At 53.6% G+C, this 13048-nt stretch carries 12 protein-coding genes; 5 read left to right on the top strand and 7 right to left on the bottom strand.

Going from position 1 to position 13048, the window contains the following annotated elements:
- Positions 1 to 813 precede the first annotated feature (813 nt).
- Together NB063_RS27530 and NB063_RS27525 are read left to right on the top strand one after the other, a co-directional pair.
- Positions 814 to 1926: a YybH family protein gene (locus NB063_RS27530; RefSeq protein ID WP_250932270.1), complete on the top strand. Its 1113-nt coding sequence runs from the start codon at positions 814 to 816 to the stop codon at positions 1924 to 1926.
- Positions 1927 to 1976: 50 nt separating this feature from the next.
- Entirely contained in the window at positions 1977 to 3545 is a 1569-nt protein-coding gene (locus NB063_RS27525) for a DUF1254 domain-containing protein (RefSeq protein WP_250932269.1), read from the top strand.
- Between the two features lie 1029 nt (positions 3546 to 4574).
- Here NB063_RS27525 and NB063_RS27520 read toward each other — a convergent pair.
- From NB063_RS27520 to NB063_RS27500, 5 genes are all read right to left on the bottom strand, one after another.
- Positions 4575 to 5273 (bottom strand): ankyrin repeat domain-containing protein, encoded by a 699-nt coding sequence (locus NB063_RS27520; RefSeq protein ID WP_250932268.1) that lies wholly within the window; start codon positions 5271 to 5273, stop codon positions 4575 to 4577.
- Positions 5274 to 5395: 122 nt separating this feature from the next.
- Positions 5396 to 6019: a hypothetical protein gene (locus NB063_RS27515; protein WP_250932267.1), complete on the bottom strand. Its 624-nt coding sequence runs from the start codon at positions 6017 to 6019 to the stop codon at positions 5396 to 5398.
- 205 nt (positions 6020 to 6224) lie between these two features.
- Positions 6225 to 6572: a SecDF P1 head subdomain-containing protein gene (locus tag NB063_RS27510; protein WP_250932266.1), complete on the bottom strand. Its 348-nt coding sequence runs from the start codon at positions 6570 to 6572 to the stop codon at positions 6225 to 6227.
- A gap of 897 nt (positions 6573 to 7469) precedes the next feature.
- Positions 7470 to 7928 (bottom strand): hypothetical protein, encoded by a 459-nt coding sequence (locus NB063_RS27505; protein WP_250932265.1) that lies wholly within the window; start codon positions 7926 to 7928, stop codon positions 7470 to 7472.
- Between the two features lie 169 nt (positions 7929 to 8097).
- A complete protein-coding gene (locus NB063_RS27500; protein ID WP_250932264.1) occupies positions 8098 to 8718 on the bottom strand; it encodes a hypothetical protein in 621 nt (206 codons plus the stop codon).
- A 498-nt stretch (positions 8719 to 9216) separates the two neighbouring features.
- Here NB063_RS27500 and NB063_RS27495 point away from each other — a divergent pair, with 498 nt between their 5' ends.
- A complete protein-coding gene (locus NB063_RS27495; protein ID WP_250932263.1) occupies positions 9217 to 9792 on the top strand; it encodes a hypothetical protein in 576 nt (191 codons plus the stop codon).
- 73 nt (positions 9793 to 9865) lie between these two features.
- The gene (locus NB063_RS32365; RefSeq protein WP_261367626.1) at positions 9866 to 9991 is read left to right on the top strand and encodes a hypothetical protein; all 126 of its coding nucleotides are present in this window, start codon (positions 9866 to 9868) and stop codon (positions 9989 to 9991) included.
- Between the two features lie 443 nt (positions 9992 to 10434).
- Here the strand turns inward: NB063_RS32365 and NB063_RS27490 are convergent, their stop codons facing one another.
- On the bottom strand, positions 10435 to 10809 hold the full coding sequence (locus NB063_RS27490; protein ID WP_250932262.1) for a response regulator: 375 nt from the start codon (positions 10807 to 10809) through the stop codon (positions 10435 to 10437).
- Positions 10810 to 11079: 270 nt separating this feature from the next.
- On the opposite strand from NB063_RS27490, the gene NB063_RS27485 reads away from it, so the two are divergent.
- Positions 11080 to 12129, top strand: a complete 1050-nt coding sequence (locus NB063_RS27485) for a YheT family hydrolase (protein ID WP_250932261.1) — start codon at positions 11080 to 11082, stop codon at positions 12127 to 12129.
- Between the two features lie 232 nt (positions 12130 to 12361).
- Here NB063_RS27485 and NB063_RS32360 read toward each other — a convergent pair whose 3' ends face one another.
- On the bottom strand, positions 12362 to 12496 hold the full coding sequence (locus tag NB063_RS32360; protein ID WP_261367625.1) for a hypothetical protein: 135 nt from the start codon (positions 12494 to 12496) through the stop codon (positions 12362 to 12364).
- Between the last annotated feature and the right edge of the window lie 552 nt (positions 12497 to 13048).

The following is a 13048-nucleotide window of genomic DNA, read 5'->3' as shown; positions in this document are numbered from 1 at the left end:
GAACGTGCGATTGCCCTGGGCGGCAAGGTTAATAGCCAAATGAGAGGCTGCGGAATTGTGGAGCGGGCGGATTCTTAGGTCAATCTTTTTCTGGGGGTTTGCTGGTTTTCCAGGTTTGCTTGTTAATTTACGCCGTACGTCAGAGCGTTCGGCGAGTCATCGTCGTGGCGTAACCCAAGTGCCGTTCACGACATTGACGGATCGTTAAGCACGTGATGTACCTGCATTCGGTGAAAGCGATGTCGAAAGAAATCGCCAGCCGGTAGTTTCGGCATTGGATTCAGATTGCAAAGTCACCACCATCGCAAAATAGGTTGGTTATCAAGGTAGTTTTTTCGTTTGGATGCACCCTGATATGAGGAGGCACCTGTCTGTAACCGAACTACTCTTGGACGTTGATCCTGGACATAGGACGGTCGCTTTGGAACAGTCTGGATGGAAATCTTGATAGATCATTGGTAATGATCCTGGAACGATCGCTAAGCTCGAAGCTGACCGGGACGCCATCATTCATTAGGCAGCGACTTTGCGATTGCGAAACGCACTATTCAGCAATTCAAATAGCTCGAGAACTTTGAGCCGGCGAACATTATCGGCTTAATCGAACGCTTGAGCATTGGCCACCCATGATCCGCGTCGACGGCGATCCTCTGAACACTTGTCACGCATCCGGCTTAAGCTTGTTGACTTAAAAGAGAGCGATGAAGTGTTTACGTAAAATTAATTCGTTGAGTATGTGTTCGGTATTGGCAAGTTGTTAGAATCGGCTCACTCGCCGAAACCCCTGAGCTGCGTGTCAAGTTGGAAACCGGCATGACCTATCATATAAGACTTATCTCGCTTCTCGTTGCTGTAAATGTGGGCGTGGGCATGTTTGCTGATGAGCCCGCGTCTCGGGAAACGAAGAGCCATATGTTGGTTGCGAAGACAGAGTACGAGGAAGATTTGGCTGCGATTCGCGCGCAGTCCGTGGCATTTGAGAATGCGTTTTATAAACGAGATGCAAAGGCAATCGCGGCGTTTTGTACGGAGGACGGCGAATTCGTTGATGAAGCAGGTGTCAAGTTTGTTGGACGCGACGAGATTGAACAGAGCTATGTCCAATTGTTTGCGGACAGCCCCGACGTTTCACTTCGGATCGTGATCGACTCGTTGCGGTTACTCAGTGAAATTGCGGTGATGGAGGATGGACGTGCTGTGGTTGATCCAGCACCAACGGACACGCCTGGTTTCAGCAAATATGAAGTCGTGCATGTGAAGGTTGATGGGAAATGGTTGATGGCCTTGGTGCGAGATACATGGGTCGAGTCCAAAGTGTCTAGGAAAGACACCGCCGACTTGGGAGGGCTGATCGGTCAATGGGTTGCCGAGGAGCATGGCAATCGTATTGAGGCGGATTTTGGGTGGGTGGCTGACGAAAGTTTTGTGGAACGTAGCTACACGACGACTCGCGTGGATGGGACCACGATATCGGGTGTTCAGTTGATCGGCTGGAATCCTCGCGAAGGCTGTGTGGAATCTTGGGATTTCAGCGGTGGCGGAAGCAGCATGGGTAGCGGCATTAGCGGTGCCGAAGCTGATGCACCTGCCGACGGTGAATGGTTACCACTTGGCGTGTTTGCACCCACAAAGACCGCTGGTACCCGATCCGACGTGTCGATCCAATTAGCGGTCAACAAAGAAGGCATCATTCGCGGCAGCTACACCGATACTGCGACCGGCGAAACGCAAGTCGTTCAGGGTGCCGTTGATCAAGAAACCCAAAGGCTTGTGTTTTCGGTCGGTAGCAACCAATCCAATTTGATCGAGACGGGATTGTACAACCTGACCAAGGATGAAGCCCCGGCACTAATCCACTTCGGAAGCGACAAGACCGAGCAATGGTTGCTCGTGAGTTTGAAAAACAATCAGCTTGCCGCTGAATAGTTTTGTCTCCACTCTTCCCTTAAGCTGTCCATCACAACACGACCAATCCGATGAGAATGATACGCATCACCCTTTGCATAATTGCCGTCGCAATAACCGTTCTGGCCGCAACGCCGAGCTTCGCCCAAACGCCAACTCCCGGGTACAACTACCCCATTCCCGCGAAGGTCATGACGCCTGACCGTGTGGAAACTCGGATTGGCACTTTGGAATTTTTCGACGGGCGACCGCATGAGGAAACCGTCGAGAAACTGTACGACAACCTGCTGCATATTCGCGGTGTGGAAACTTTTCTTAGTGGGATCCCCGCCACTTCGATCGAGGGCTTGCGGTTGGGCCACCTTGATCTGGGAGTCGATGCATCGCACAAGGTGGTCGTGTTTGACAAGCTCGCGGACTCCGCGCCGTTATTCCTGACCGCCAACACCGACACGGTCTATGCCTCTGCATTCCTCAACCTCGAAAAGGACGGACCCACCGTGATCGAGATCCCGGCCAACTGTGGTCCCGGGACGGTCAATGATGCTTACTTCCGCTTTGTAATCGACATGGGAGTTCCTGGGCCGGACGCAGGAAAGGGGGGCAAATATCTAATTCTACCTCCGGGTTATCAAGGCGACCTGGAAGGTCCCATCGGTGGCAAGGCCGCAGAGATCGACGGCCAGACGTACTTCGTTGTCAAATCCCCCAGCTACGTCAACTGGTTGATCCTCCGCGGCTTTCTGGTCGATGGAAAGCCGGACGCCGCGACGGCCATGTTCAAGCAGGGGCTCAAGGTTTACCCGCTGGCCAACGCATCGAACCCGCCCAAGATGGAGTTCACCTCGGGGTCGCAGCGGTTCTGGAATACGGTTCACGCCAACAACTACGAATTCTACGAGGAACTCAACCACGTCATCCAGCGAGAGCCGGTTTCGTTTCTCGATCCGGAATTGCGTGGTTTGTTCGCTTCGGTCGGCATTCACAAAGGCAAGCCGTTCGATCCGAACGCGCGTCAGAAAAAGATCCTCACCGACGCCGTTGCCGTCGGCAATGCCACCGCCCGCGCTATCGTCTTTCAGCCGCGACTCGAAGGCGTTCAATATTATCCCGACAGCAAGTGGGGCACGGCGTTTATCGGCGGCGATTACCAATGGCTCGCCGACAACGGGAAGGGTGGTCGCAACCTCGATGCCCGCACCCTGTTCTTCTATCAGGCAACGGTGAACACACCCGCCATGGTACTGAAGATGGTCGGCAAAGGCTCGCAGTACGCCTACATCACCACCGACAAAGACGGCGATTACCTCGACGGCGGAAAGAAATACACATTGAGGATCCCCGCTAACGTACCGGCCAAAGATTTTTGGTCGGTGGTGATTTACGATCCTCAAACTCGCTCCGAGTTGCAGACCAGTCAGCCTTTCCCAAGCAAAAACAACAAACGAGACAATCTTGTCGAAAATGAGGACGGATCGGTCACGCTGTATTTCGGACCCGAGCCACCAGCCGGCAAGGAACATAACTGGATTCAGACCGTTCCGAACAAGGGATGGTACCCACTGCTTCGCCTCTACGGTCCGCTCGAGCCCTGGTTCGACAAGACCTGGCGTCCCGGTGAGTTCGAACCGGTGAACTAGCTAAACCTGCTCTTCTCGCTTTCCAATACGCGAGCGACACCATGGATGAAACCAAATTGTTTGCAGCGAGCTAGACCCTGCTATCCGCGGCGGTGAAGAAAAGGGGACAGGAGTCTTGTATCTTTATCGGAACTTGTTTCTTGGGGACTCAGCGGGGCCGGAGGGTGGATTCGAGGTCTTGCTGACGAGCGATCGATTCTGCCCAAGTTGGCAAACGCCGGATAGCCGTCGGTTAGCGTTGCCGGAGTGATGGTGGGTATGGTTTTCACCACGAAATACACGAAGGCCACGAAAGTGGTGGGTGGTTTTCTTTCATGTGGGGCGTGGTTGTGAATCGCCCCTGTCTTGCTAGCGGAACGGCGCGAGCCGTCCGGTGTCACGTTGGGAAAGAGACTGTTGCCGTAGAGGGTGCTGCACCGTTTTCTTTCTCCGTGAGTAGCCCATCGGTTGACGTCGCCGGAGTGATGGTGGGTGTGGTTTTTACCACGAAATCGACGAAGAACACGAAAGTGGTGGGTGGTTTTTTTTATGTGGTTCGTGGTTGTGAATCGCTCCTGCCTTGCTAGCGGAACGGCGCGAGCCGTCCGGTGTCACGTTGGAAAAGAGACTGTTGCCACAGTGGGTGCTGCACCCTTTTCTTTCTCCGTGAGTAGCCCGTCGGTTAGCGTCGCCGGAGTGATGGTGGGTATGGTTTTCACCACGAAATCGACGAAGAACACGAAAGTGGTGGGTGGTTGTTTTCGTGTGGTTCGTGGTTGTGAATCGACCCTGCCATGTTAGCGGAACGGCGCGAACCGTCCGGTGTCACGTTAGAAAAGAACTTAAGGTGGTAACGGAGTACCGGCACCCTTGCTTCGCCGCCGCGGCGATTCTTGCCGATGCGGGCATGGGGTACACAAGCACGATCCCGAACACCACAGGCTAGATCGTTGGGCACGCCCACCGGCCTTCTTGACGCATGGCCTTGAGTATCGGCTCCGCTCGTACCTCGCTCCTAGATGTCAATGCCTACGTTGTTTTGCACCTTTCTTAGTTTGAGGTATTGGAAGCCAACGCTCCGTGTTGCCGCAGCACTTTTGCGACAGCATCGTTTTCGTTGTCGATCGCTTCATCCAACGGGGTTCGATGCTTATTGGTCCGCCGGTTGATGTCGGCACCATTGCGGATCAGAATTTCAGCCGTTCGTTTATACGCATTCGGATCCCCTTTACCTTGCGTTGAACCACCCATCGCGACCGCGTGAAGGGCCGTTGTTCCTACAATTGCATCTTGATTGACATCAGCACCGTATTTGAGTAGTACTTCAACGGCTTCGGCGCTCCCAGCGTCGGCGCCCCACGAGAGTGGTGTCAGCCACCAGGCACTCGCCGAATCGTTCACATTTGCGCCGTGTTCGATGAGACATTGGCACACTTCCGGGGCATTGTGATGTGCGGCCCAATGAAGTGGTGAAGCGCCGTGAAGTTCTCCCGGTCGATCGGAGTGTTCCGTGGCCAGCGCTGGAGACGCCTCGAGCATTCTTAACGCGTCCATGCTCCGATGGTCACGGATCAGTTCAATGAGTGTGTCGACAGCTGGCATTGTCTGGTCGGATGATTCCAAGGTGGAGTGTCCATATTGGTGCAGAGGAACGCCGATCAAGGGGCGGCGGCGAGGAATAGCCAGTTGTTGCAACCACCGGAATTCGCCGGCCACGTGCATCGGGATGTTTCGGGCAAACTCCAACATCGCGGGCTGGATGGTCGAGTCCGCCAACCGGCCTTTTAGAACCAAGGCCTTGAGCGTCGGTTGCGCTCATGCGTCGCTTCGTGATGTCAAAGCTTGAATCGTTACGTCTAACCGGCACGTAACTATTGCCTTAGGGAGATCTTTTTCTCCAGTTTCTCTTTGACTTCTTTTGGGACGACGGACGCACTGGCAGGGACAGCCATCGAAGGCGACTCGATCGTCACACGATACTCACGAAGGTACCCATCTCGAAGCATCTTTATCTCGCCTTTGATGGGAAGGCCCGTTGCGGCATCAAACTGCAGCGTGCCGGTTAGTTCGAGACCGCGTTCCTTCATGTTTTTCCAGTACTCATCGTTGGGAGTGTCGGCAAACTTCAGCGAAAACACTCTTTGCTTTCCGTCATCAGCAACGGGTTCAAGAAAGAAGTTCGCTAGCAGGAAGTCTGCGTTGCTTGCCGTCGGTATAAACCAGAAGACGTTGTGATTTCGAGTGGACAATTTGCTGTACCGTTCATCCTTCGTTTCCAAAATCCGAACCAGTTGCACGTCGGTGACAGACTCATTTGTGGTCCAACCCGCTTCACGATCAGGCTCCGATCTGTACCACAAGCGATCCGTATTGATGACCACCACATCCTCTTTTGGCATTAAGTAAACTCGACTGGTCGCCTTCGACTCACGTTCCATATCACCGCGTTTCGCAAAGGTGACTGTTGTGACGACGAATGATCGGTTTCCGGACATCTCGGACTGTGTAAACAAAGCACGCAAGGGATGTGGCGATTCAGGTTCATCGCCAATTGCCGGTGCTTGAAGCAGGCAGAAGCAGGCAATAGATGTGCAGAGAAGTCGTATCATGCTTTCGTCCTCATTTTTGGAATAACGTTGCCGGTCTCGTGCGTCAAAATATGGCAAGCAAAACCCTAGCACCGCGGGTTGAATCGTCGAGTTATCCGCCTTCTTCGGGGGCTTCGGTAGCGAGCATTTTACGAAGCACGATCGCCGTAAAGAATCGCATTAGATCGTCATCGTTAAAATCACCAGTAATCACCCCTTGCTTCTTGATGCCTTGCAGGATGTTCGGTGCGGAAACAACCCTGCCGTCAAGCAGAATAGCGAGTTTCTTGCCAACGTTAGTCGATGTGGCATTCCAAAAACGCTGGCTGCCGTCATCGGTCAGGACAAACCCGACCAGTGGTTGGCCGTTCGGATCGTCGTAAAACGATACCTTTTCGATATCGATGCCTGTCGCAACCGTGTCGGGAGAAACATAGATAGTCTCGTCTTTCGACGGCACTGTATGTTTCGTGTATCCATCGGTTGGTTCTATGACCGCCAGCCGAAACTCAAGTGTCGATTTTGGGCTATCTGCACATGCGCAGGGGGCAAGGACAAGTGTCGCAAGGGCCAAGACAAAGACGTGGAAAGGTGCGTTCATATCTGGTGACCTGTCGTATGCGTGGTGTGTTTTGAGTCAAGTAACAACGGCGGTAACCGAGCCTCCGCTAACCACCGTTGACTTCAGAAGGCGACACGTAGAAGAAAAGGTGTGATCGATTCTACCCAAGTTGAATGTTCTAGGGGGCTGCCTCGGCTGAACTGATTCGGCGAACGCGGGGTCGCCCTTGGTGACAGTGGCTGTGGTAGTGGTTCACTGTTTCGGAAGCAGCGATACAGCGATCTCATCCTCATGAAAAAGTCGCGACAAAGTTTCTCTTCCGAGCACCAACGCGCCGGAGTGATGGTGGGTGTGGTGTTCACCACGAAATACACGAGGGACACGAAAGCGGTGAGCGAGTCTTCGTTCGTATGTTTCCTGGTTGTGAATCGCCCCTAACCTTGTTAGCGGAACGGCGCGAGCCGTCCGGTGTCGCGCTCGATGAGATCGCAAGGCTATGAAAAATTCTGGCGCCTTTTCTTTCCTCCGTCGGATAGCCGTGGGGTGGCGTCGCCGGAGTAAAGGTGGGTGTGATGCTTACTATGAAATACACGAGGGACACGAAAGCGGTAAGTGAGTTTTCTTTCGTGTGTTTCCTGGTAGTGAATCGTCCCTAACCTTGTTAGCGGAACGGCGCGAGCCGTCCGGTGTCACTCCGGCAAAATGCGTGTTGCCGTAGAAGGTGCTGGAACTTTTCTTTCTCATATCGTCGTCCATCGAAAGCATTTCGGAGAAAGAAGGAAATCAATCCGTTGTTCACTCTTGCGATGCATCCGGAGGAGACTCACGTGGCGAGAGAACCAATCGAACCCCATGCGCGACCATGAATACGGATCCAACAATGACCCCACCTACATATCCCCAGAAAGCACCAAAGAACAAACCGAATGCAATCATTGAAGGTAGTGCGTTGATCGCCCGTCCGCGTTGGCCTAGCATGCATTCGGCAATCAGCATGATGACAAAGAAGGCAGAACCAACTAACGCCGACGCCGAGCGAGGATGTTTGGCACCAAAGAGAACCGCTTGCCCCAATGCGACCGATGTGAAGAATGCGACCAAGAGAAATGCTGCCATCGCGGGAAAGCTAATGGCGCGCAGCAATGCAAACACGGCGGCATATGCGGTCGTCACCACAATCGCTGTCGAGAGGTCGTATTTGCGAGGTGCCGAAAAGAGGTCGGCGCGATCCGTTGGCTTTGCGGTGTCGGTCATCAATTGCCTGTCGGTTCCGACCGGTGTCACCGGTCGCGGCCATTTTGGTTTGTATCTTCAATTGCTTGTTTCGTCCGCCGGTAGATAGCATGGCGGAACCAAAGTCTTCAACATCGGCTGCGCTCCTCCGTTGCTCCGCGACGTCGATGCCTCTGTGATTATCCGCCGATCAGTCGATTCTTTTAAAATGCATTTTGCGCTCGAAGAGTTTTCCACTCGAATCCGATTGAATGTATTCCCGTAGTTCAGCTGGCTTAGCTGTAATCGTTGCAAACTTGCTCGGCATGTTGTCGTCAGGGGAAAGCTTGTCGATTCGAATAGTTCCCTTGAGAGAGTTCAATTCGATCTGAGAGATAACATAGCTGGTGTTGAGGAACTCAATGTCGATGTCGTCACTCGACCTGCTCACTCGAAATAATGAAAAATGACGAACGCTTTCAGAATCCCAGCCACCTGGGAATTGTTGAAAGCTTTGCGGCTCTTCGAGTTCTTCGCTTATTTCTGGACATGGCAGGTGCAGATAATAATGATCGTCAATTTTCTCAAAGAAGCCAACAAGCGGCACCGATATCAGACCAAAGTCGCCGAACTCCGCCACCCAGACGATCCTGTGGAATCCGGACGGAAAATCCCTGCCTGCCGATCCGATATGAAGCCAAGACGTCTTCTTCGTGCCAGATTCGACGCACTTGAAAGCGCCGTCGAGTCCCGGAAATCGCGTCGCTTTCTCTGGATCGACAAGTGGAGATTCCAAAACCGCGCTATCGCAGCCGGCACTTGCCATTAACATAAGAAGAGCGACAAGGAAAGTTCGCAGAGATCGCAAATTTGTCTCCATGAGTCGGATAAAGAATCGATGTAAGTCTGAGGAGTGATGCGCGTTCGTCATTCCTCCAAGATAAACGACTAGCCCTGCATCGATTGTCGCCCATTTGCTCAGCAAATGGATGGCTTTGTGGGGGCCATTTGCGGAGCAAATGGGAGACGATGGACAGTGAACTGGTTTTACTTGGCGAGCAGTCTTGCCGTGGCCGTGCAAGTCCCGGTACTTGCGCGTGTCCGGTTAACCCACCATTTGCCCCCTTTGAGGGCGTGATTTGAGCTGATCTCAGATTCTGGTATGCGGTGTGCTGTCGAACCATGCTGGCGTTTCACTTCATCCCAGGCACCATTTTATCGATCAGCATGGCGCGAATCTCTTTCTTCTTTCGCTTCGCGGGACAAGACCGCGTTCATCGCCTGAGTGAAGTCGGATCACGCCGTCCTCTTTCTAGTAGGAAATGGTGACATGAGCACCAGCGACTCAGCTTATTCCAGATGGCGTCGGGACGCCAAACTCGCTGCTGGCGCTGGGCTGTCGGCAGCCATTTGTATTGGGATCACCACGTTTTTTCTGGGTTACGTCGGCCAAGCCGAAGCTCGCCAATTGATCGAAGCGATGATGCCTAATAGTCGTCTGCTGTGTTCATCTGTATTGACGGTCACGGCGACGATTCTTGCCTTGATGCTGACCATGTTGAGTCTGGGCAGCAGCAGTGATATCGATCTCGACGACATTCACTACTATCGAATCAAGTCGATCGCGTTGTACGACGCCATCGTGTTCGGCCTCACGACGGTCCTGTTTTTGATGCACTGTGTGCCGATCCACAAATCCGAGAAAATTCCAGAGTGGTGGTACCCGACTGTCTACTACGGCGTTCTCAGCGCGGCAGCAATTGTTGCTGGATCCATAGTCGGAATTGTCGCGATGCTTTATCTGGCTGTCCGTGATCTAGTCGATTTGATCGGGCTGCGCGATCGGGCAGACAAGTCCGATGCTCACCCGGAATCGGAACGGGCGCCCACAGCCGAACTGGAATGAGCAATGATGTCGATTGAGGACATGAAACTTTTCAATTCGACGACACCCTACCCGCAATCGTTGAAATTTTCCTTTGACCACCAGCAATCTTCTTCCGACCAACTTCCTGGCTCAAACCATTGAGAGTGCGTCCAACGCCACGACGGATGGTGGAGCGATCCTGACCGCGCGAATGTTGTTCGTGTGGGTAACGACGTGATCTCGGCGATCAAAGGAGCGTTGGACGAAGCCGGTGTCGACATGCCATATCCAACTAACGTGACCTTATTTCACGATCAAACCGAACCAACCGATGGTGATCGTACGAAGCAGCGTGAAGGTTGGCCCGCGGGAGACGCTCCCCCGAAGCCGCGCCCATTGGGTGCAGGCGTCGCGGCAAGCCAAAGTGAGTCGGAACAAGCTTGATAAGCCACGCCATGATGTGGCCGTTCGCTCCGCGAACGAGCGTTCCCGCAAGCATCGTTTGCGGAGAACGTCGATCGTTTCAGTGCTCTTTTTAGCGGAACGGCGCGAGCCGTCCGGTCCCGCGTCACCGGCCGGCTCGCGCCGTTCCGCTACTTTTGAAATCCGTCAGTAATACAATCGACGTCCCGCGGCGAATAGATTTACAAACTCGGAGAGACCGACCTTCGTGGGGCTGGATCAGGGATCGATGAAGAGGCGGGCAACGGTCTCACGTAATTTGTTTGTGTCGACGGGTTTGGCGATGAAGCCGTTTACGCCCAGGTTCTGTAGCTCGCCCAACGTTGCCAAGTCTGCCTTCGAACTGACGACCAGGATTGGCAGGTCGCTAAGTTTAACATCGGCTAAACTACGAACTCGATAGATCAATTCGTCACCGCCGACGTTCGGCATTTCCAAGTCTGTGACGATTGCATCGGGATGGAATTGATCCAGTGCCTCGATGGCGGCTTTGCCATCGGAAGCCATCACCGTCTTATAGCCCATCCCCTCCAACGTGCTGGCCACCAGCACGCGTGACATGGCGGTATCGTCAACGACTAGAATCGTGGCCATGTGATTGGTTGCCGGTGGGAGAAAACAGGAAGGCTGATGGCGGGTTTCGTACGCCAGGAAATTAGGCATGATCCGTGCCAAAAGAGCTGATTCGGGATGTTATGGCGCGCGAAAGCTGGCGGACGAGGCGGGGATGTGAGGGTTGCTCAATATCCGAACTCGTGGATTTCAATACAAAAACCCTCAAACAAGAGTTCTGGTACCTCTCTTTACCGAATCCCATGGGAACGCGACTTGCGTCACGATTGATTCGTCCATGACCTTTTTTCCTTGCCCAAAAGTACCGCTTTGTCTGATTCGCCACCAAAACGATTCGCGATCGAGAATTTTGAGTGGTTAGAACCATTCCAACCTTCATTGCTTTGGCGTGGGGGCACGCTGCAGACGCTTTCGATCAAGTCATTGCGACCGGAGTTAGATACCAACACGTATGAAGGTTGCGAATCGTTCGATGTGGAGGGAGATCAAACGCCGCCGGACGTGATGAGTGGGTACTATCTTCCTACGCCAGATGAAACCGATCGTCCCACGGTCATCTTGTTGCACGGCATGGGCGGTCATGCTAGGAGTGGGTACATGCGGAGCATGGCGGAGCGGTTGATCGCGGCTGGCTATCCGGTGATTCTCTGGAACAACCGCGGTGCCGGTAGTTCGGCGCGCAATTGCAGACGCTTTCATCATCCCGGTTACACGGACGATCTCAACCGTTTGGTCGATTACGTGCGAGGTGAGCGAGGGACGTGGAGTCAGAACGGCCTCAATGTCATTGCTTTTTCGCTCGGTGCAAACGTGCTGTTGCGATACCTGGCCGAGCGTGGGGCGGATTCACCAATCACCGCTGCGGCAAGCGTCTCAGCACCTTTGGACATGGAAATCACGTCGAAGAACTTGCGACGTGGGTTAAATCGCTTGTTTGATCGCTATTTATTAAAGAAGCAACGCGACGAACTGCTCCGTGATGGTGCGGAGTTGACTGGCGATGAGCGTAAGGCGATCAATGACGCCCGATCGGTTTGGGAGCTCGATGATACCTTTACCGCTCCGCATCTTGGTTACGATGACGCGTCGGAATTCTATCGCGAAAATTCAGCGATCTATGTGCTGGATAAAATTAGGACACCGACGCTGTTGTTTCATGCTTCGGACGACCCGGTCGTTGACGACGAAGTCTTTGAACAGCGGGAATGGTCAGCCGATGGGCCGCTCTTTCCGGCACTTGCCGAATCAGGTGGGCACACCGGATTCTTAGACAAGAACGGCAACCGCTGGCACGAACGGGCGAGCGTGAGGTTCTTCGACTGCATGTGCGACCGCTCCTAATTGCGATCGGGCACAGATGCTTGGTTGCCTTGCCGGCGCAGGCGATTCAGTAGCTGGTTTAAGACCTGAGGTAGGCGATAGCCGCCACTTTTGGTTTCAGTAATGACCAAAGGCAGAGCCGGTGGGCTTCCAGCGGCTGACGTACGACGGATGGCGGCTGGATGCCACCAGTACTAGTTCGCGGCACCTATCGTATTTGACAATGCTCAAAACGAATTTTGCAACTGGAAACCTAGAGTTTGCCAGCAACCAGCAAGACGATTAAGACAAGTAGGATCAAGCCGCCGACACCGCCGATGGCGACGTTCTGCATGATGGCGGCGACGATTAGGATGAGAAGGACGAGTCCAATAAGGCCGAAACGCATTTGATTTCTTTCGAGAGAGGGTGTTGCATCAAACGGAAGAGCGAAGCTACCAGCCCCCGACATTTGACGGTTGATGGTTTGGTGTGCCGAAAGCCTTCGCGCCACCGCGATGTTTGTTTGGGGTGAGTGCTAACGCAATCCTTATGCCAAGTTGGAACGGCGATTGCTTCCTCACCTTCTAGTGCTTTGTCTTGCCAGGCGTGTGGGGGGATCGAGGGACATCGAGTGATTTACTGTTCTTCTTAGCGGAACGGCGCAAGTCGTCCGGTAACGCGGGGCCAGACGGCTTACGCTGTTCCGCGACATTTGAAATCCCTCAGTATTTAAATTGACGTCCCAAGAGGCCGGCTTATGTCGTTCCGTAGAGTCGCTTAGCGGCAGGACGCAATAACTCCGGTTCAGCCCGTCCACAAGTTCAGGTGAGACAAAGCACTCGTATGGCAGTGCTGCTTTCTGGCGGACGTATCGGGTTTTTCACTTCTTACGTAGCTGAGTCTTATCGAGGTTCCGAGAGCGGGTAACGCTCGCAATTCTTCGTCTCCGAGAGATCGA

The organism is Aporhodopirellula aestuarii (assembly GCF_023701485.1).
GTDB classification, from domain to species: Bacteria; Planctomycetota; Planctomycetia; order Pirellulales; family Pirellulaceae; genus Rhodopirellula; species Rhodopirellula aestuarii.
Note: the sequence above shows the minus strand (reverse complement) of the source record. Positions and strands in the feature narration are given on the sequence as shown.

What these genes read in the sequence shown, in the direction of transcription:
- NB063_RS27530 (WP_250932270.1), top strand. Translation starts at nt 814, where the DNA reads ATGACCTATCATATAAGACTTATCTCGCTTCTCGTTGCTGTAAATGTG.
- NB063_RS27525 (WP_250932269.1), top strand. Translation starts at nt 1,977, where the DNA reads ATGAGAATGATACGCATCACCCTTTGCATAATTGCCGTCGCAATAACC.
- NB063_RS27520 (WP_250932268.1), bottom strand. Translation starts at nt 5,273, where the DNA reads ATGTTGGAGTTTGCCCGAAACATCCCGATGCACGTGGCCGGCGAATTC.
- NB063_RS27515 (WP_250932267.1), bottom strand. Translation starts at nt 6,019, where the DNA reads ATGTCCGGAAACCGATCATTCGTCGTCACAACAGTCACCTTTGCGAAA.
- NB063_RS27505 (WP_250932265.1), bottom strand. Translation starts at nt 7,928, where the DNA reads ATGACCGACACCGCAAAGCCAACGGATCGCGCCGACCTCTTTTCGGCA.
- NB063_RS27500 (WP_250932264.1), bottom strand. Translation starts at nt 8,718, where the DNA reads ATGTTAATGGCAAGTGCCGGCTGCGATAGCGCGGTTTTGGAATCTCCA.
- NB063_RS27495 (WP_250932263.1), top strand. Translation starts at nt 9,217, where the DNA reads ATGAGCACCAGCGACTCAGCTTATTCCAGATGGCGTCGGGACGCCAAA.
- NB063_RS27490 (WP_250932262.1), bottom strand. Translation starts at nt 10,809, where the DNA reads ATGGCCACGATTCTAGTCGTTGACGATACCGCCATGTCACGCGTGCTG.
- NB063_RS32360 (WP_261367625.1), bottom strand. Translation starts at nt 12,496, where the DNA reads ATGCGTTTCGGCCTTATTGGACTCGTCCTTCTCATCCTAATCGTCGCC.